Annotated in this window: 20 protein-coding genes; 13 read left to right on the top strand and 7 right to left on the bottom strand. The window is 71.5% G+C overall.

Annotation, left to right across the window (positions count from 1 at the left end):
* Positions 1 to 106 precede the first annotated feature (106 nt).
* The 5 genes from rpsO to IE250_RS13870 all read left to right on the top strand — a co-directional run bounded on the left by rpsO (position 107) and on the right by IE250_RS13870 (position 5,526).
* Entirely contained in the window at positions 107 to 376 is a 270-nt protein-coding gene (gene rpsO / locus IE250_RS13890) for a 30S ribosomal protein S15 (RefSeq protein ID WP_020016810.1), read from the top strand.
* A gap of 224 nt (positions 377 to 600) precedes the next feature.
* Complete coding sequence (locus IE250_RS13885) at positions 601 to 2,847, top strand: polyribonucleotide nucleotidyltransferase (protein ID WP_189669887.1); 2,247 nt, start codon at positions 601 to 603, stop codon at positions 2,845 to 2,847.
* A 1-nt stretch (position 2,848) separates the two neighbouring features.
* Positions 2,849 to 4,177: a M16 family metallopeptidase gene (locus IE250_RS13880; RefSeq protein WP_189669886.1), complete on the top strand. Its 1,329-nt coding sequence runs from the start codon at positions 2,849 to 2,851 to the stop codon at positions 4,175 to 4,177.
* Between the two features lie 81 nt (positions 4,178 to 4,258).
* Entirely contained in the window at positions 4,259 to 5,032 is a 774-nt protein-coding gene (gene dapB / locus IE250_RS13875) for a 4-hydroxy-tetrahydrodipicolinate reductase (protein ID WP_189669885.1), read from the top strand.
* A complete protein-coding gene (locus IE250_RS13870) occupies positions 5,029 to 5,526 on the top strand; it encodes a tetratricopeptide repeat protein (protein WP_189669884.1) in 498 nt (165 codons plus the stop codon). Before dapB ends, IE250_RS13870 begins: the two co-directional genes overlap by 4 nt.
* Positions 5,527 to 5,541: 15 nt before the next feature.
* On the opposite strand, the gene IE250_RS13865 is transcribed toward IE250_RS13870, so the two are convergent.
* The 5 genes from IE250_RS13865 to IE250_RS13845 form a co-directional block, all read right to left on the bottom strand.
* Complete coding sequence (locus IE250_RS13865; RefSeq protein WP_189669883.1) at positions 5,542 to 6,843, bottom strand: MFS transporter; 1,302 nt, start codon at positions 6,841 to 6,843, stop codon at positions 5,542 to 5,544.
* A 40-nt stretch (positions 6,844 to 6,883) separates the two neighbouring features.
* On the bottom strand, positions 6,884 to 7,399 hold the full coding sequence (locus IE250_RS13860; RefSeq protein ID WP_229872452.1) for a GNAT family N-acetyltransferase: 516 nt from the start codon (positions 7,397 to 7,399) through the stop codon (positions 6,884 to 6,886).
* Positions 7,400 to 7,426: 27 nt separating this feature from the next.
* A complete protein-coding gene (locus IE250_RS13855; RefSeq protein WP_189669882.1) occupies positions 7,427 to 7,894 on the bottom strand; it encodes a hypothetical protein in 468 nt (155 codons plus the stop codon).
* 101 nt (positions 7,895 to 7,995) lie between these two features.
* Positions 7,996 to 8,499, bottom strand: coding sequence for a GNAT family N-acetyltransferase (locus IE250_RS13850; RefSeq protein WP_189669881.1), 504 nt, complete (start codon positions 8,497 to 8,499; stop codon positions 7,996 to 7,998).
* Positions 8,500 to 8,538: 39 nt separating this feature from the next.
* Positions 8,539 to 10,011, bottom strand: coding sequence for an NAD-dependent succinate-semialdehyde dehydrogenase (locus IE250_RS13845; RefSeq protein ID WP_189669880.1), 1,473 nt, complete (start codon positions 10,009 to 10,011; stop codon positions 8,539 to 8,541).
* Between the two features lie 84 nt (positions 10,012 to 10,095).
* On the opposite strand from IE250_RS13845, the gene rraA reads away from it, so the two are divergent.
* From rraA to add, 6 genes are all read left to right on the top strand, one after another.
* Positions 10,096 to 10,560: a ribonuclease E activity regulator RraA gene (gene rraA, locus IE250_RS13840; protein ID WP_189669879.1), complete on the top strand. Its 465-nt coding sequence runs from the start codon at positions 10,096 to 10,098 to the stop codon at positions 10,558 to 10,560.
* 50 nt (positions 10,561 to 10,610) lie between these two features.
* Positions 10,611 to 10,970, top strand: a complete 360-nt coding sequence (locus IE250_RS13835) for an AAA family ATPase (RefSeq protein WP_189669878.1) — start codon at positions 10,611 to 10,613, stop codon at positions 10,968 to 10,970.
* A 27-nt stretch (positions 10,971 to 10,997) separates the two neighbouring features.
* Positions 10,998 to 11,966 carry a 4-hydroxy-tetrahydrodipicolinate synthase gene (gene dapA / locus IE250_RS13830; RefSeq protein ID WP_189669877.1) on the top strand — a complete coding sequence of 323 codons (969 nt, stop codon included), beginning with the start codon at positions 10,998 to 11,000 and terminating at the stop codon, positions 11,964 to 11,966.
* 34 nt (positions 11,967 to 12,000) lie between these two features.
* Positions 12,001 to 13,686, top strand: coding sequence for a ribonuclease J (locus tag IE250_RS13825; RefSeq protein WP_189669876.1), 1,686 nt, complete (start codon positions 12,001 to 12,003; stop codon positions 13,684 to 13,686).
* A gap of 192 nt (positions 13,687 to 13,878) precedes the next feature.
* Positions 13,879 to 14,709: a DUF4328 domain-containing protein gene (locus tag IE250_RS13820; protein WP_189669875.1), complete on the top strand. Its 831-nt coding sequence runs from the start codon at positions 13,879 to 13,881 to the stop codon at positions 14,707 to 14,709.
* A gap of 73 nt (positions 14,710 to 14,782) precedes the next feature.
* Positions 14,783 to 15,793: an adenosine deaminase gene (gene add / locus IE250_RS13815; protein ID WP_189669874.1), complete on the top strand. Its 1,011-nt coding sequence runs from the start codon at positions 14,783 to 14,785 to the stop codon at positions 15,791 to 15,793.
* Between the two features lie 73 nt (positions 15,794 to 15,866).
* Here the strand turns inward: add and IE250_RS13810 are convergent, their stop codons facing one another.
* Positions 15,867 to 16,049 (bottom strand): hypothetical protein, encoded by a 183-nt coding sequence (locus tag IE250_RS13810; RefSeq protein ID WP_189669873.1) that lies wholly within the window; start codon positions 16,047 to 16,049, stop codon positions 15,867 to 15,869.
* Positions 16,050 to 16,144: 95 nt separating this feature from the next.
* Between IE250_RS13810 and IE250_RS13805 the strand changes: the two genes are divergently transcribed.
* Positions 16,145 to 16,345, top strand: a complete 201-nt coding sequence (locus tag IE250_RS13805) for a hypothetical protein (protein ID WP_189669872.1) — start codon at positions 16,145 to 16,147, stop codon at positions 16,343 to 16,345.
* Here the strand turns inward: IE250_RS13805 and IE250_RS13800 are convergent.
* The gene (locus IE250_RS13800) at positions 16,303 to 16,905 is read right to left on the bottom strand and encodes a TetR/AcrR family transcriptional regulator (protein WP_189669871.1); all 603 of its coding nucleotides are present in this window, start codon (positions 16,903 to 16,905) and stop codon (positions 16,303 to 16,305) included. The genes IE250_RS13805 and IE250_RS13800 overlap by 43 nt on opposite strands.
* A gap of 94 nt (positions 16,906 to 16,999) precedes the next feature.
* Here IE250_RS13800 and IE250_RS13795 point away from each other — a divergent pair, with 94 nt between their 5' ends.
* The gene (locus IE250_RS13795; protein ID WP_189669870.1) at positions 17,000 to 17,410 is read left to right on the top strand and encodes a hypothetical protein; all 411 of its coding nucleotides are present in this window, start codon (positions 17,000 to 17,002) and stop codon (positions 17,408 to 17,410) included.
* Positions 17,411 to 17,629 lie beyond the last annotated feature (219 nt).

Raw genomic sequence — 17,629 nt, 5'->3', positions numbered from 1 at the left:
GGGGCTGAGCACTGGTAATGTGGAGTCGCCGTCAGAACGGCCGCGGATCCAGAGCGCCCCGGTGAATGAGTCCCGGAGCACCGCGCAACAACACCGAAGGAGAGCCATGCCGCTCGACACTGCCACCAAGCAGCAGATCATTTCCGAGTACGGAACCAAGCCGGGCGACTCGGGTTCGCCGGAGGTGCAGATCGCGCTCCTCACGCAGCGCATCAAGGACCTCACCGAGCACCTCAAGGAGCACAAGCACGACCACCACAGCCGTCGTGGTCTGCTGCTCCTCGTGGGCCAGCGCCGTCGCCTCCAGGGCTACCTCAAGGGGATCGACATCGAGCGCTACCGCGCCCTCGTCGACAAGCTCGGCCTGCGCCGCTGACCATGACGCCTACCAGCCCGGCCCCCGTCGCGGGGGCCGGGCTGGTCTGGTGAGATGCTGTAGTACAACAACTCAACCGCGCCGCCCGTGACCTCGTCCGGTCCTCGGTAGTGGCTTCCCGAACTCCCTCCCTCCGGTGAGCGGCGCTCGGTAGGCCTCGATCGATGACCGTCGGGCACGGGGGCGTTCCAAGAGAACACACCGAGAGAACAAGGAGGGCACCCGTGGAGGGTCCCGAGATCCAGTTCGCCGAGGCCGTTATCGACAACGGTCGCTTCGGCACCCGTACCGTCCGGTTCGAGACCGGACGCCTCGCCAAGCAGGCCGCCGGCGCAGTCGCCGCGTACCTCGACGGCGAGACCATGCTGCTGTCGACCACCACGGCCGGCAAGCACCCCAAGGACCAGTTCGACTTCTTCCCGCTGACGGTGGACGTCGAGGAGCGGATGTACGCCGCGGGCCGCATCCCCGGCTCGTTCTTCCGCCGTGAGGGTCGCCCGTCGACCGACGCGATCCTGACCTGCCGCCTGACCGACCGCCCGCTGCGCCCCCTGTTCGTCAAGGGCCTGCGCAACGAGGTCCAGGTCGTCCTCACGGTCATGGCGCTTCACCCGGACGACGCGTACGACACGCTGGCGATCAACGCCGCGTCGGCGTCGACCCAGATCTCCGGCCTGCCGTTCGACGGCCCGGTCGGCGCGGTGCGTATCGCCCTGGTCGACGGCCAGTGGGTCGCGTTCCCCAAGTACTCCGACAAGGAGCGCGCGGTCTTCGACATGGTCGTGGCCGGCCGTGTCGTCGGTGACGACGTCGCGATCGCCATGATCGAGGCCGAGGCCACCGACAACGCGTGGACCCTCATCAAGAACGAGGGCGTCGCGGCGCCGACCGAGGAGGTCGTCGCCGAGGGCATCGAGGCGGCCAAGCCGTTCATCAAGGCCCTGTGCGACGCGCAGGCACAGCTCGCCGCGCAGTCCGCCAAGGAGACGCAGCAGTTCCAGCTCTTCCCGGACTACCAGGACGACGCTTACGCGGCCGTCGAGGCGGCAGTCGCCGCCGCGACGCGCGAGGCGCTGACCATCGCGGACAAGCAGGAGCGCGAGAACACGCTCGACGGCATCAAGGCAGGCGTGCAGGAGCAGCTCGCGGGGCAGTTCGAGGGCCGCGAGAAGGAGATCTCTGCCGCGTTCCGCTCGCTGCAGAAGCAGCTCGTGCGCCAGCGTGTCCTGACGGACGGCGTCCGCATCGACGGCCGTGGGCTCGCGGACATCCGCACCCTCTCGGCCGAGGTCGAGGTGCTGCCGCGCGTGCACGGCTCGGCGATCTTCGAGCGCGGCGAGACCCAGATCCTGGGTGTCACCACGCTGAACATGCTCCGCATGGAGCAGCAGATCGACTCGCTCGGTCCGGAGACGCGCAAGCGCTACATGCACAACTACAACTTCCCGCCGTACTCGACCGGTGAGACGGGCCGCGTGGGCAGCCCGAAGCGCCGCGAGATCGGCCACGGTGCGCTTGCCGAGCGCGCCCTGGTGCCGGTCCTGCCGACCCGCGAGGAGTTCCCGTACGCGATCCGCCAGGTGTCCGAGGCTCTCGGCTCCAACGGTTCGACGTCGATGGGCTCGGTCTGCGCCTCGACCCTGTCGCTGCTGAACGCCGGTGTGCCGCTGCGCGCGCCTGTCGCGGGCATCGCGATGGGCCTCGTGTCCGACACCGTGGACGGCGAGACCCGCTACGCCGCGATGACGGACATCCTGGGCGCCGAGGACGCGTTCGGCGACATGGACTTCAAGGTCGCCGGTACCAAGGAGTTCGTCACCGCCATCCAGCTCGACACCAAGCTCGACGGCATCCCCGCCTCGGTGCTGGGTGCGGCGCTGGGCCAGGCCCGCGACGCTCGCCTGACGATCCTCGAGGTCATCGACGAGGCGATCGACACGCCGGACGAGATGTCCCCGAACGCCCCGCGCGTCATCTCGGTGAAGGTCCCCGTCGACAAGATCGGTGAGGTCATCGGGCCGAAGGGCAAGATGATCAACCAGATCCAGGAGGAGACGGGCGCGGACATCTCCATCGAGGACGACGGCACCGTGTACATCGGTGCCACCGACGGCCCTTCGGCCGAGGCCGCCCGCGCGGCGATCAACGCGATCGCCAACCCGCACGTCCCCGAGGTGGGCGAGCGGTTCGTCGGAACCGTCGTCAAGACGACGTCGTTCGGCGCGTTCATCTCGCTGTCCCCGGGCAAGGACGGTCTGCTGCACATCAGCCAGATCCGCAAGCTCGTGGGTGGCAAGCGCGTCGAGAACGTCGACGACGTGCTGTCCATCGGCCAGAAGGTCCAGGTCGAGATCGGTGAGATCGACCCGCGCGGCAAGCTCTCGCTGGTCGCCGTGACCGAGGAGGAGGAGTCGGCCCCGGCCGACGCCGCCGAGCCGGCCGCCGAAGCCACCGCATCCGCGGACGCCTGACATGGCTTGGCACCTGCCGCTCGTCCCTGCGGGCGAGCCCGGTGCCGAGCTGACCGCCGGGCAGGACGGGGCGACGATTCGTCGCTCCGTCCTGCCCGGCGGTGTCCGTGTGCTCACCGAGAACATGCCGGGCCTGCGCTCGGCGACGGTGGGCGCGTGGATCGGCGTCGGCTCGCGGGACGAGACCGACGGCCACTTCGGCTCGACGCACTTCCTGGAGCACCTGCTCTTCAAGGGGACCGCACGGCGGTCCGCCATGGACATCGCCGAGGCGTTCGACGCCGTCGGCGGTGAGGCGAACGCGGCCACCGGCAAGGAGCACACCTGCTACTACGCGCGGGTGCTGGACTCCGACCTGCCGATGGCCGTCGACGTCATCTCCGACATGGTCACCTCCGCGCGCCTCGACACCGACGAGCTCGAGACCGAGCGCGGCGTCATCCTCGAAGAGCTCGCGATGAACGACGACGACCCGACCGACGTCGTGCACGAGCAGTTCTCGGCCGTCGTGCTCGGCGACCACGCGCTGGGGCGGCCCATCGGCGGCACGCCCGAGACGATCAACGCCGTCCCGCGCGACGCCGTCTGGGACCACTACCGCTGGAACTACCGGCCGGAGACCCTCGTGGTCACGGCAGCGGGCGGGATCGACCACGACAGGCTCGTGCAGCAGGTGACCCAGGCCCTGACCGACGGCGGATGGGACCTCGACGCCGCCACGGCCCCGCGCGACCGCAGGGCCTCCACGGAGGACCGGGCCGGCGTGCCGGAGGCGGGCGCGGAGCTGACCGTCAAGCGCCAGGTCGAGCAGGCCAACATCATCGTGGGCTCCACGGGCATCTCGGCCACGGACGACCGCCGGTTCGCGCTGTCCGTGCTGAACGCGGTGCTGGGCGGCGGCATGTCGTCCCGGCTGTTCCAGGAGATCCGCGAGAAGCGGGGGCTGGCGTACTCGACGTACTCGTTCGCCTCCGCCCACGGCGGGCTCGGCACGTTCGGCCTGTACGCGGGCTGCGCGGCCGCGAAGGCGGACCAGGTCACCGACCTGCTCGTCGAGGAGCTCGAGAAGCTCGCGCACGACGGCATCACCGAGGCCGAGCTGAAGCGTTCCGTGGGGCAGCTGTCCGGCGGCACGGTGCTCGGTCTGGAGGACTCCGGCTCGCGGATGAGCCGCCTCGGCAAGGCCGAGCTCGTGTACGGCGACCTGCTGTCGCTGGCCGAGTCGCTCGAGCGCATCCAGGCGGTCACGTCGGCGGACGTCCAGGCCCTGGCCCAGGACCTGGCCACCCGCCCGAGGTCGATCGTCCGCGTAGGCCCCTTCACTCCCTGACCCTTGGTTGCGGGCGCGATCGTTGCGCCCAAGACGGACGGGAAGACGCAAAGATCACGCCCACAACGAAAAGGCTGAATCGTGAGTGACATCAAGGTGGCCGTGCTCGGCGCCACCGGGCGCATGGGCACGCAGGCGTGCGCGGCGGTCGAGGCCGCGGACGGTCTGCACCTGGTCGCCCGGCTGGGCCGGGGCGACCAGGTCTCGAGCGAGACGCTCGCGGGGGCCGACGTCGCCGTGGACTTCACCGTCCCAGCCGTCACCGAGGCCAACGTGCACGCCGTGCTCGACGCCGGCGTGCACGCCGTGGTCGGCACCACCGGCTGGGACGACGCCGCCCGAGCCCGTGTCTCCGCGCACCTCGCCGAGCTGTCCCCCCGGGGAACGGGCGGCAAGGAGTCGCTCGGCGTGCTCATCGCCCCGAACTTCGGGCTGTCGGCCGTGCTGGCGATGACGTTCGCCGCGAAGGCCGCACGCTACTTCGAGTCCGCGGAGGTCATCGAGCTGCACCACCCGAACAAGGTGGACGCGCCGTCGGGCACCGCGCGGCACACCGCCGCGGCGATCGCCACGGCTCGCGCCGAGGCCGGGCTCGGGCCGTCGCCCGACGCGACCGAGGCGGGCTGGGAAGCCCGCGGGGCCGACGTCGACGGGGTGCGCGTGCACGCCGTGCGGCTGCGCGGGCTCGTGGCGCACGAGGAGATCCTCTTCGGCAACGAGGGTGAGCAGCTGGTCATCCGGCAGGACTCGTTCGACCGGGCCTCGTTCATGCCCGGCGTGCTGCTCGCGATCCGCTCCGTGGTGTCCCGGCCCGGGCTGACGGTGGGCCTCGAGAACGTGCTGGACCTGTCATGAGCGAGCCGGCGCCGGACGGCCCGGCCGAGCGGCGGCCGCAGGGCAGGAAGCTGCCCAAGGGGCTGCCCGGCGCCCTCGCCGTGACCGCGCTGCTCGGGCTGTACGTGTGGCAGATCGCGGGCAAGGGCGTGGCGATGGTCGGGACGGGCGAGCCCGTGCTGGTCGGCATCGGCGTGGCCGTGCTCATCATCCCGCTGCTCGTGATCGGGCTGATCGTGCGCGAGTACTGGCTCGCGGCGACCGTCCAGGCCATGGCGGACACGCTGTTCGCCGAAGGGCGGCTCCCCGTGGACGACCTGCCGCGCTCGCCCGGCGGGCGCATCGACCGGTCGGCCGCCGACGAGGCGTTCGAGACGCACCGGGCGGCGGTCGAGGCCGCACCCGACGACTGGCGCGCCTGGTACCACCTGGCCTTCGCGTACGACGCGGCGGGCGACCGCCGCCGGGCCCGCGAGGCGCTGCGGCGCGCGTCGCGGCTGTTCCGTCCCGCCTGAGGGCACGCCCCTGCGTCAGGCCGGGTCGGACGTCGGTACGGTATCGGCCCCGTCCGGGTGCGTCGGTACCCAGGACACCGCTGCCAGCACCAACCCGACGACGAGCAGCACCGACGTGAGCATGAACGGGTAGGTGCGGTCGATCCCGGAGAGCCAGCCGGAGATCCAGCCGAACGGCGCCGCGGCGAGCATGATGCACGTGCGCTGGATCGCCATCACGCGTGAGCGCTCGGCTTCGTCCACGTGCAGCGCCACGAGCGACTCCGAGAGCATGAACAGCATGCCCGCACCGAAGCTGTCCAGCAGCAGGCACAGGCCGAGGAAGGCGTACGTGGACCCCGTCGCTGCGCCGTCGGGCGCGGGGATCGCGACCAGCGTCACCTGCCCGGCGAGGTGGACCCCGAAGCCCCACAACGTGGCGCGCCGGAGGTCGACGGCGGTGGTCAGGAGCGGGATGAGCGTGAAGAAGAAGACCGCCGACAGCAGCGACCGGACCATCGGGAAGAAAGGCAGCAGCGCGTCCGGCACGTGCAGGTGCTGGCTGGTCACCACCTGCCAGAACGTGCCGTTGACGAGCGTGACCGCTGCCGTCAGCGCGGCCACGGCCAGCGCCAGGACCGACCCGCGCGAGCGCAGCAGGAGCCCGAGCGCTCCGCGGTATCCGGCCAGCAGGCGCCACACGCTCTGCCCGCGGGTAGCGGCCATGCGGAAGCGGCCCTGGCGGGTCTCCCTCGACCACAGGTAGAGCCAGATGATCTTGGCCGTCATCACGACCGCGGCGTTGACGTACAGGATGCGGACTGCGGGCTCGAGCCCGAGCTGGGCGACCAGGACGGCGGCTAGCGGCGCGAACAGCGCCGAGCAGTCGGCCGCGACCTTGACCAGGGAGTAGATCCGGGTGATCTGACCCCGTTCGGCGTCCTCGACCATGAGGCAGTCCCACGAGTTCTGCGTGACCTGCAGGGCGCCGTTCACCAGTGACGCCGCGAGGAAGAACCAGAAGTTCTCCGCGAACGCCCACAGCAGGCACGGGATCACCCAGGCGACCACGTCGAACCATGCCGTCGTGACGCGCCGGCCGAGCCGGTCGGTGATGATGCCGCCGGCCAGCCCGAAGCCGACCTGGGAGATCATGGCGATTGTCGCGAGGAACCCGATCTGCTGGTCGTGCAGGCCCAGGGCCAGCATGAACACTGACGCGTACGGCAGCACCAGGGCCATGGACAGCCCCCAGAGCGGCTCGGTCCACACGCAGGCGCGAGGGTTGCCGCGGAGCTCGACAAAGGTCCGCCAGAGCGGGTCGCGGATGCGTGCCACCGGGCTAGTGAAGCACCTCCGTGACCCCGGTCGCGCCACATTATTCTGTGCTTGTCGGCCAGACGGCCCGTTCCATGCACACCAGGTCAGCCCGCTCGTCCCACGAGTCGACCACGGCGAAGCCGAGCTTCTCGTAGAGGCCGATAGCACCCACTCGCCAGCTCCAGACGGAGAGCGCGATCGTGCGGACACCGCCCTCGGGCGCGTGGGCCAACGCCGCGCCGATCAGCCTCGAGGCGATGCCGTGGCCGCGGAGCTCCGGGTCGGTCCAGACACGCTTGATCTCCGCACGGCCAGCCACGGGCGCCGTCAGGACGAGGCAGCCCGCCGACCGGGCGCCGCAGCGGGCCACCAGGACGACGTCGCCGGAGAACGCGGCCCGCGGCTCCACGATCTCCGTCCGGTAGCGGGCGGGCAGCGCGTCCGCGTCGTCGACCGGCGCGCCCTTCTCGGCCTCGGTCTGCAGGTGATAGGCGGTCAGCAGCGCGGGCAGCCCGAGCATGTCGGGCGAGTCCAGGTCGAGCCGGTGGACGACGACGGGTTCGGTGAGGGTCACGGTAGAAGTATCGGTCGGCGGCCCGACTCAGTCCGTGAGGCTCGTCCAGCAGTAGAGCCGGTACCCCTCGTCGGCAGCGCGGACGGCGAGGGCCGCGAGCGGCAGCAGGGCCGCCGCCAGGTTGCGCGGGGGAGCGGTGGGCGTCGCGCCGTCGGACCAGGCGCGGGCCGCCTCGGCCAGGCGGGTGGGGCCGGCGGAGGCGAGGTCGTCGGCGAGAGTCTGCGAGACCGTCACGATCCACGGCCCCTCGTCACCCCCGCTGCCTACGAGCGCCCCATGCCGCGGGTGTGCGGTCACCTCTCCGTACGGCCGGCCGGACAGCACCCCGGCGAGCCCGCCGAGCATGACGAACGGGTCCACGGACGGCACCGCCACGGCGTCGAAGCGTGGCAGGTCGGTGTGCTGGTCGGGCTCGGACGGCCCGCCAGGCGTGTGGAGCGCCGTCGCGGCCACCTCATCGGTGGGTGCGGCGAAGTACTCCGTGCGAATCCCCATGACACCGATGGTCGCAAGACCGTGTCACGGGACTGTCACGCGGGCGTGAAACCTGGAGTTCGCCTGCCGCACGCGGCGGTCGGCCGCGTGACGCCCCGGTTTCAGATCTGCGCGGACCAGCGGTGCTCGACGACCTCGCGGACGCCCGTCGCGAGCGTGCGGCTGCGGCCGTCCTCGCCGAGCCCGCTGGCCTTCAGGAAGGCGGCGCGCGCCGTGTCGTCGACCAGGGCCCAGGTGGTGACGGTGTCGGACCCGTCCGCGCGGAGGCGGTCGACGGCGGCCGACAGCAGCCGCGACCCGTGGCCGCCGCGCTGCCACTCGGGCAGGACCTCGAGCGACAGCACCTGGCCGGGGGCGACGGCGGCGAACCCGACGACCTTGGGCCCGTCGAGCGCGACGAGCACGGCGAATCCGGGCCCGGGCGGCGAGCTGATCGCCGACGACCAGCGTTCGCGCATCGCGGAGACGTCCAGCGCCTTGATGACGCCCTCGCCCAGGACCCCGGTGGCGCGCCACGAGGCGACCTGTACGTCGGTCACGGCGAACTCGTCACCGGCGACGGCGGGGCGGACGGAAACGTCGGCAGTCTCGCGAAACAGGGCCACGGATCAACCCTAACCGGCCGCCCTGTCGGGGCGGGGCGGCTACAGCGCGACGTAGACCGTCTCCTGGAACTCCTCCATGCCCACCTCGCCGCCCTCGCGGCCCAGGCCGGAGGCCTTGACGCCGCCGAACGGCGCGCTCGCGTCGGACACCAGGCCGCGGTTGATGCCGATCATCCCGGCCTCGATCTCTTCCATGGCGCGCTGCGCCCGCCTCAGCGACGTCGTGTACGCGTAGGCGGCCAGGCCGAACGGCGTGCCGTTGGCCAGCTCGTACGCCTCGTCGTCGGACCCGAAGGCCACGATCGGGGCGACCGGGCCGAAGATCTCCTCGGTCACGACCCGCGCGTCGCTGCTGACGCCGGTGAGCACCGTCGGCTCGAAGAAGTGACCCCGGCCGTTCAGGCGCGAGCCGCCGGTGAGCACCTGGGCGCCGTGCGCGACGGCGTCGTCCACCAGGTCGGTGACCTTCTCCACCGCGCCCTCGTTGATGAGCGGGCCCACCTGCGCGCCCGGCTGGGCGCCCGGCGCGGTCACCATCTCACCCACCGCCGCGGCGAACTTCTCCGCGAAGGGGCGCGCGACGGCGTCGTGCACCAGGAACCGGTTGGCCGCCACGCAGGACTGGCCGGAGTTGCGCAGCTTGGCCACCAGGGCGCCCTGGACGGCGGCGTCGAGGTCGGCGTCCTCGAACACGACGAACGGCGCGTTGCCGCCCAGCTCCATCGAGCTGCGCAGCACGTTCTTCGCGGCCTGGGCCAGCAGGATCTGGCCCACGCGGGTGGAGCCGGTGAACGAGACCTTGCGCAGGCGGGGATCGTCGAACAGCGGCCCGGTGACAGGGCCTGCCTGCGTGGTCGGTACCACGTTGACGATGCCGGTCGGCAGGCCGCGTGCCTCGGCCTCGGAGCGGATGATCTCCGCGATCAGGAGCGTGGTCATCGGAGTGAGCTCGGCCGGCTTGATCACCACGGTGCACCCGGCAGCGAGCGCGGGCGCGATCTTGCGGGTCGCCATGGCGATGGGGAAGTTCCAGGGCGTGATCAGCAACGACGGCCCCACGGGCCGGCGGCTCACGTACTGCTTGTTGCCGCCCGACGGCGCCGTGCGCACCAGACCGTCGACGCGCACCGCCTGCTCGGCGAACCAGCGCAGGAACTCGGCACCGTAGGCCACCTCTGCCCGCGCCTGGGCAAGGGGCTTGCCGGCCTCGGCCGTGATGAGGGCCGCGATGTCGTTGGTGCGCGACATGGTGCGCTCGAAGACGGCGCGCAGGAGCTCGGAGCGCTCGCGCGGCGGCACGGCGCGCCAGGCGGGGGCGGCGGCGTGCGCAGCGTCGAGAGCGCGGACGGCGTCGGCGGGTGTGGCGTCGGAGACGTCGAAGATGGGCTCGGCTGTCGCCGGGTCGGTGACCTCGAACGTGGCGCGGTCCCCAGCGGGGCCCCAGTGCCCGTCGATGAGGAGACCGGTGGGCAGGTGCGCCACGAATGCGGGGGAGAGCGTCGTCGCCGTCATATTTCGAGTATCCACGCGGGCGCAACCGCGCGTGGAGCCCCACCGAGTATCGTCTGGCGCACGCCAACAAGACGGGGGACCACCATGATCTCGACGGCCGACCTTTACGACGAGCACGGCGACGCGCTGGCGTCGCTCCCGGTGCAGCTGCGCGACTTCGGCGGGGTCCGCGCCTTCTCCGGTCCGGTGCGCACGGTGCGGTGCCACGAGGACAACGCCCTGGTCAAGGCGGTGACGCTGACGCCAGGCCTGGGTTCGGTCCTGGTGGTCGACGGCGGTGGCTCGCTCCGCAGCGCCTTGATGGGCGACCTCATCGCCGAGGCGGCGGTCGAGCACGGCTGGGCCGGCGCGATCGTCTACGGCGCGATCCGCGACTCGGTGGCGATCGGCGGGCTGCAGCTCGGCGTGAAGGCGCTGGGCACCAACCCGCGTAAGTCCCCGAAGGCGGGCGCCGGCGCCGTGGACGAGGCCGTCGAGATCGGCGGCGTCGTGTTCCGCCCGGGCGCCATGGTGTACGCGGACGAGGACGGCGTGCTGGTCGAGCGGTGACCCGGAGCGAGGAACGAACGCAGGGGCGTCGCGACCATGAGCGTCGAAGAGTGACCCGGCTGATCTTGCTCAACGGCCTGCCGGGCGTGGGCAAGTCCACGGTCGCGGCGGCCTGGGCTGCGCGGCACCCGGGCACCCTGAACCTCGACATCGACCTGGTTCGTTCGCTGATCAGCGGCGAGGCGCGGGACACGGCAGGGCCGGCGCGGGCACTCGGGCTCGCCATGGCGGTCGAGCACCTGCGGGGCGGGCACGACGTCGTCGTCCCGCAGCTGGTCGCGCGGGCAGATCAGGTGCCACGGTTCGCGGACGCCGCCGCTGCGGCGTCCGCGCGGCTGGAGCTGCTCGTGAACCCCGCGGGGGAACCGGATGGGGACTCCGGCGGATCGGCGGGCTCGAGAGCCCGGTGATCGGGCGGTAAACGGTACGGTATGCCTATGGTTCTCCCCGCTGACTCTGCGCGCCCGTTCGGCGCGGTCCTGACCGCGATGGTCACCCCGATGACGCCCGACGGCGCCGTGGACCTGAAGGCAGCGGTCAAGCTGGCGAAGAAGCTGGTCGACGAAGGCAACGACGGCCTCGTCCTGTCCGGCACCACCGGCGAGTCGCCGGTGACCCACGCGCCCGAGAAGGAAGAGCTCGTCGCGGCCGTCGTCGAGGCCGTGGGCGACCGCGCCGGCGTCGTGGCCGGCGCCGGCTCGAACGACACCGTGCACGCGATCCGCATGGCCGAACAGGCCGCGGGAGCCGGCGCGGACGGCCTGCTCGTGGTCTCCCCGTACTACTCCCGGCCCACCCAGGAGGGCCTGTACCAGCACTTCACGGCCGTCGCGGACGCGACCGACCTGCCTGTGATGCTGTACGACATCCCCGGCCGGGCCGGGGTGCGCATCGCCCCGGAGACGTTCGCGCGCCTGGCGCAGCACCCCCGGATCATCGCGAACAAGGACGCCACCGGTGACGTCTACAGCGGCGGCAAGCTCGCCGCGAGCACGGGCCTGGCCTGGTACTCGGGCGACGACGGCCTGCTGCTGCCGTTCCTCAGCGTCGGCGGTGCGGGTATCGTGTCCGTGTCGGCCCACCTGGTCGGCGCACAGTTCGCGGAGACGGTCCGCCGGTTCGACGCCGGCGACATCGCCGGAGCGATCGAGATCTTCCGCACTACAACTGGCGTCATCGACGCGATGAACGGCGCGGGCGCCCAGGCCGTCATGGTCAAGGCGGCGCTCGAGACTCTCGGCGTCCTGGACAACCGGTTCCTGCGTCTGCCGAACGTCGCGGCGTCGGACGACGAGGTGGTCGCCCTGCGCGCGGTCCTGGCCGATGCCGGCCTGCTGCGCGACGACACCGCACACCAGCCCGAGGTGAGCGAGCTCGCGGAGGCGAGCTCCGCCGTCGGGCACTGAAACTTTTCTGTTGGAACGAGGCCTTGGAGGCCACGTGAGTCATCCTCACCCTGAACTGTCCCTGCCCCCAGTGCTGCCTGAAGGCGGCCTGCGTGTGGTCGCCCTCGGCGGCCTGGGCGAGGTGGGACGCAACATGGCGGTCCTGGAGCATGCCGGAAAGCTGCTCATCATCGACTGCGGCGTGTTGTTCCCCGAGGACAACCAGCCCGGCGTGGACCTGATCCTGCCGGACTTCGACTACATCAAGGACCGCCTCGGCGACATCGAGGCGATCGTGCTGACGCACGGCCACGAGGACCACATCGGCGCCGTGCCGTACCTGCTGCGGCTCCGCAACGACATCCCGCTGGTCGGCTCGCGCCTGACGCTCGCGTTCATCGAGGCGAAGCTCAAGGAGCACCGCATCAAGCCCTACACCCTCGAGGTGAGGGAAGGGCAGCGCGAGAAGCTGGGCATCTTCGACTGCGAGTTCGTCGCGGTCAACCACTCCATCCCGGACGCGCTCGCCGTGGCGGTCACCACCGCCGCCGGCACCGTGCTGCACACCGGCGACTTCAAGATGGACCAGCTGCCGCTCGACGGCCGCATCACCGACCTGCGCGCCTTCGCCCGCCTCGGCGAGAAGGGCGTGGACCTCTTCATGGTGGACTCCACCAACGCAGAGGTGCCGGGCTTCGTGACGCCGGAGGCCGAGATCGGGCCCGTGCTCGACAGCGTGTTCGCGCAGGCGGACAAGCGGATCATCGTCGCGTCGTTCTCGTCGCACGTGCACCGCGTGCAGCAGGTGCTCAACGCCGCGCACGCCCACGGTCGCCGTGTCGCCCTCGTGGGTCGCTCCATGGTGCGCAACATGGGCATCGCCGCCGACCTCGGCTACCTCGACGTGCCGCCTGGCGTGCTGATCGACATGAAGAAGGCCGACTCGCTGCCCGACGACCGGATCGTCTACATGTCCACGGGCTCTCAGGGTGAGCCGATGGCGGCGCTGTCGCGCATGGCCAACGGCGACCACAAGGTGCAGGTCGAGTACGGCGACACCGTGATCCTCGCGTCGTCGCTCATCCCGGGCAACGAGAACGCCGTCTTCCGCATCATCAACGGGCTCACCCGCCTCGGCGCGCGTGTGGTGCACGGCGGCAACGCGAAGGTCCACGTCTCCGGGCACGCCTCTGCCGGCGAGCTCATGTACTGCTACAACATCCTCAAGCCCAAGAACGTCATGCCGGTGCACGGCGAGGTGCGCCACCTCGTTGCCAACGGGGCGCTCGCGGTCAGGACCGGCGTGCCGGCCGACCGCGTGGTGCTCGCCGAGGACGGCGTGGTGGTCGACCTGGTGGACGGCAAGGCCTCAGTGGTCGGCGCCGTGCCGTGCGGGTACGTGTACGTGGACGGCTCGTCGGTCGGCGAGATCACCGAGGCCGAGCTCAAGGACCGCGTGATCCTGGGCGAGGAGGGCTTCGTGTCCGTCTTCGCCGTCATCGACACCGCCACCGGCAAGGTGCTCGCGCCCCCGCAGGTGCTGGCGCGCGGCATGGCCGAGGACGCCTCGGTGTTCGACAAGGTCATGCCGGAGGTCACCGCGGCGCTCGAGAACGCGATAGCGGGCGGGGCGACCGACACCCACCAGCTGCAGCAGATCATGCGCCGCACCATCGGGCGGTACGTGGCGACGCGCCTGCGCCGCAAGCCGATGATCGTCCCGGTGGTCGTGGAGGCGTAAGGCTCCGGGCCGACGGCTCCTGAGTACTCCGCTGCGCCCCGCCTCCGGTCGGAGGGGGCGCAGCGGCGTTTCCGGGCGCAAGATCCCCGCTGACCCAGGCAGGTCTTCAGAAACAGGTACTCGGTTTCACCCACAAGTGGTATTCGGGACCTACCGATGTGAGTACGGTGTCCGCAACACACCGGAGGCCGAATGTCCGACCCGCGCATTCCCAATCAGAACGGCGCCGCCCCCTGGGGCAGGCCCGGCCCGCAACAGGGCCAGCAGCCGTACCCGGAGCCGCTGGGCAGCCTGGCGCATCCGCAGTCCGCGTACCCGCAGTCGCCGTACCCCGAGCAGCCGTACCCCGAGTCGCCGTATCCCGAGCAGTACGCGGGCCAGGACTTCGGGCAGGGCAGCCCGCAGCCGGCGGAGATCTACCCGCCGCAGCCCCGCTACCAGGCCCGCAAGCCCCTGCCGGAGCCGCCGGCCGGGCTGGCCGCCGCGGCGATGGTGGTTGCCTGCTGTCTGCTGTTCGTCGAGCTGGCCGAGCTGGCGATCCTGCTCGTCACCGCGGACAGGGCCGAGGACCAGGGCGGGCTGGGCGCGGGCTCCTGGCTCGACCCCAGCGGCGTCACCCTGACGGGCGTGTTCCTTGTCGCCGCCTTCCTCGTCGTCTGCCCGTGGCTACAGGCCAGCCGCAAGTTCGCAGAGACGGCGAACCCCGCGGCGCGGTTCGCCCGCAGGCCGGCCTGGACCTGGCTCGGGTGGTGGGTTCCCGTCGTCTTCCTCTGGTTCCCCTACCAGGTTGTGCGGGACATCCGGAACGCCGTGGTGCCCGCCGGCGAACGCCGGTCTCGCCTCGGCCTGTGGTGGACCTGCTGGCTGCTGTTCGGCCTGTCCGCCTACAGCCCGTCGTCGGCCGACCTGGAAGTGCTCGTGCGGTCCGCGGCCGCGCTCACTCTGCTGTTCGCGTTCGTGCAGTGGATCCGGATCGTCCGCGAGATCACGAGAGGGCAGGAAAAGCTCGCCGGTCTCGGCTGATCGAACCGGACTCGGCCGATCGAACCGACCTCGGCTGACCGAGGCAGGGCCGGCGGGGACGTACTCTGCCGCCATGACCACTGTCGCGCCGTCGTCCCGCCCGCCCCGAGCAGAGCTGCACGTGCACATCGAGGGCACGCTGGAACCGGACCTGGCGTTCGAGCTGGCGGCCCGCAACGGCGTCGGGCTGCCGTACCCCGACCCGGCGAGCCTGCGTGCCGCGTACGAGTTCGAGAACCTGCAGTCCTTCATCGACCTGTACACCGCGGGCATGGCGGTGCTCCGCACGGAGGCCGACTTCGCGGACCTGACGAGCGCCTACCTGACCAGGGCGGCGGCGGCCGGGGTCCGGCACGCTGAGATCAGCTTCGACCCGCAGGCGCACCTCGTTCGTGGCGTGCCGCTGGACGCCGTGGTCAGCGGCATCGCCGGCGTCCTGGAGCGTAGCGAGGCCGACTTCGGCATCTCGACCCTGCTCATCGCCGCGTTCCACCGCAACCGGGCCAGCGCGGACGCGCTCGACGTCCTGGAGCGGCTCCTCGCGATGGGCGCGCCCATCGTCGGCGTGGGGCTGGACAACGCGGAGATCGGCTACCCCGCAGGGCTGTTCGAGGACGTCTTCGCGCGCGCCGAGGCGGCCGGGCTGCGCCGCACCGCACACGCGGGCGAGGAGGGCCCGGCGTCTAACGTCCGGGACGCGCTCGACCTGCTGCACGCCGAACGGATCGACCACGGCATCGCCGTGGTCCAGGACCCTGAGCTCGTCGCGCGCGTCGTGGCACAGCAGGTGCCGTTCACCGTGTGCCCCGTGTCCAATGTGCGGCTGCGCGCGGTCCCCACCCTCGCGCAGCACCCGCTGCCCGCGATGATCGAGGCGGGCATGCTCGTGAGCATCAACTCCGACGACCCGCCGTACTTCGGTGCCTACGTGGACGACGTCGACGACGCCGTCACCGCGGCCTTCGGCCTCACCCGTGACCAGCGGGCCGCGCTCGCGGCGGCGTCGTTCCGCGGTTCGTTCCTGCCCCCGGAGCGGGTGACGGCCTACCTGGCCGACGTCGAGGCGTGGCGCGCGGCATCCTGACGCCGGGACCCCTCCCCGCGCCGGGGTGGTCCACTCGCCGGGCAGGTGCGGCACCTGCCCGACCCGAGGAGGCTCAGATGTCCCAGCACGAGTACCGGCCGGTGCCCGCCCCGCCGCTCAGGGCTCCCCGCGGCGCCACGGCCGTGATCGTCCTGGCGTGCGTCGTCATGGCGCTGCAGGTGATCGCGTTCGTCGTCGCGCTCCGGTCCGCGACGCAGGGGTCTGGAGTGCCGGCGCCCGCGGCCGTGTCGCTCACCGAGATGCCTCTGACGCTGGTCCAGGTCGCCGCGGGAGTCGTCGGCTGTGTCTGGCTCTGGCGGAGCCGGCAGTTCGCGGTCGCGGTGGACCCTCGTGGCGAGCAGCGTGTCCGTCTACACCGTCGCGTTCGTCGTGGCGGACATCGCCGACCCGATGCTCGTGCCCGTCGTGGAGGGCGCCGTCCTCGTCGCGATGGCCCTGGCCCTGTGGGGCTGGATCGAGATCGTCCGTGAGATCCACTTCGCCCAGCGTCAATGGCTCAGCAGCGCGGGCCCCACCGCCCGGGCTGCGTGAACGAAGGCGGCCTCGCGTGCGCTCTCGTCGCCCGGCAGCAGTCCGGCGAGCTCGAGGGACACGAGTCCGTGCACCAGCCCCCACAGCCCGACGGCAGCGCCCAGCACCTGCTCGGGCGGCGCGCCGTCGAGCGCCCGGGCGACGGCGTCGTGCAGCACGCGGAAGGTAGGGCGGTCGATGGCGGACCGTGAGTCGCCGTCCGCCGGGCCGCCGTCCGAGGGCGGCACCGCGCGGTAGAACATGACGCGGTAGAAGTGCGGGTCTGCCAGGGCGAACTTCCGGTAGGCGAGGCCGAGCTCGCGCAGGTCCGCCGCCGGGTCGTCGCTCTGCCCGACGGCGGCGAGGTGCTCAGCGAACCGCCGGAACCCCTCGTCGCTGACCGCCTCGACCAGCGCCTCCCGGGAGCCGAACAGGGCGTAGACCGCGGAGGCGCTGGTCCCGGCATCGGCGGCGACCTTGCGCACCGTGACGGCGCCCTCGCCGTCGGCCGAGATCACCTGGGAGGTGACCTCGAGCAGCTGGGTGCGCAGGGCGTCGTCGTGCAGTCGAGGTCGAGCCATGCCGCGAGTCTAGAAGCCTTGACGCCAGTTTGCGAACGTTGTTTGATAACACTGTTATGAAACAGCGAACGACCAAGCCGCACTGGAGGACGTCGTGCTCGAACTCTCGGACCCGGCCCGCATCACCGCGGGCATCGTGCTGCTGACCATCGTCGGGATCGAGTCCGGTGGGCTCTTCATGCTCAAGGTCCTCAGGGGCAGGGTGGCCACCACCGACCTGCAGAAGAGCTTCTACCGGGCCGGCCACGCCCACGCGGGCGTGCTGGTGATCCTTGGCCTGCTCTGCGTCCTGCTGGCGGAGGCTACGAACCTGACCGGTTTCGCACACTGGCTCGCTGCCACCGGTGTGCTGTGCGCGGCGATCCTGATGCCGGCAGGGTTCTTCTTCTCCGCCATGGGGGCGGGGCGCACGTCGCCCAACCGCGCTGTGGTGCTGCTTCCCGTCGGCGCGGTGGTCCTGGGTGCGGGCGTGGTGACGCTGGCCGTGGGCCTGCTCCTGACGTGAACGGAGCCGCACAAACCGGACAACGGCCCGGTCCGGGACACACCGCGAGGGGTCCTGGGCCGGGCCGTCGTCCCCGGTTACGGTGGCGACATCATGGCGACCCGCACGTCGGCCCGGCGAGGCTCCGGGAAGGGCTCCGGGCAGGGCGCGAAGAGCGCCAAGCCCAAGGCCGCAGCGTCGAAGCGATCGACTCAGCGCCGGGGGACTACCCGCCCGGCT

This window comes from Promicromonospora soli (genome assembly GCF_014653785.1).
Taxonomy (GTDB): Bacteria; Actinomycetota; Actinomycetes; order Actinomycetales; family Cellulomonadaceae; genus Promicromonospora; species Promicromonospora soli.
This window is presented reverse-complemented; position numbering and strand designations above follow the sequence as displayed.

Excerpts from the sequence above, each read along its gene's own strand:
- IE250_RS13820 (WP_189669875.1), top strand. The coding sequence starts at position 13,879 with ATGTCCGACCCGCGCATTCCCAATCAGAACGGCGCCGCCCCCTGGGGC.
- IE250_RS13870 (WP_189669884.1), top strand. The coding sequence starts at position 5,029 with ATGAGCGAGCCGGCGCCGGACGGCCCGGCCGAGCGGCGGCCGCAGGGC.
- add (WP_189669874.1), top strand. The coding sequence starts at position 14,783 with ATGACCACTGTCGCGCCGTCGTCCCGCCCGCCCCGAGCAGAGCTGCAC.
- IE250_RS13880 (WP_189669886.1), top strand. The coding sequence starts at position 2,849 with ATGGCTTGGCACCTGCCGCTCGTCCCTGCGGGCGAGCCCGGTGCCGAG.
- rraA (WP_189669879.1), top strand. The coding sequence starts at position 10,096 with ATGATCTCGACGGCCGACCTTTACGACGAGCACGGCGACGCGCTGGCG.
- IE250_RS13845 (WP_189669880.1), bottom strand. The coding sequence starts at position 10,011 with ATGACGGCGACGACGCTCTCCCCCGCATTCGTGGCGCACCTGCCCACC.
- dapA (WP_189669877.1), top strand. The coding sequence starts at position 10,998 with ATGGTTCTCCCCGCTGACTCTGCGCGCCCGTTCGGCGCGGTCCTGACC.
- rpsO (WP_020016810.1), top strand. The coding sequence starts at position 107 with ATGCCGCTCGACACTGCCACCAAGCAGCAGATCATTTCCGAGTACGGA.
- IE250_RS13800 (WP_189669871.1), bottom strand. The coding sequence starts at position 16,905 with ATGGCTCGACCTCGACTGCACGACGACGCCCTGCGCACCCAGCTGCTC.
- IE250_RS13855 (WP_189669882.1), bottom strand. The coding sequence starts at position 7,894 with ATGGGGATTCGCACGGAGTACTTCGCCGCACCCACCGATGAGGTGGCC.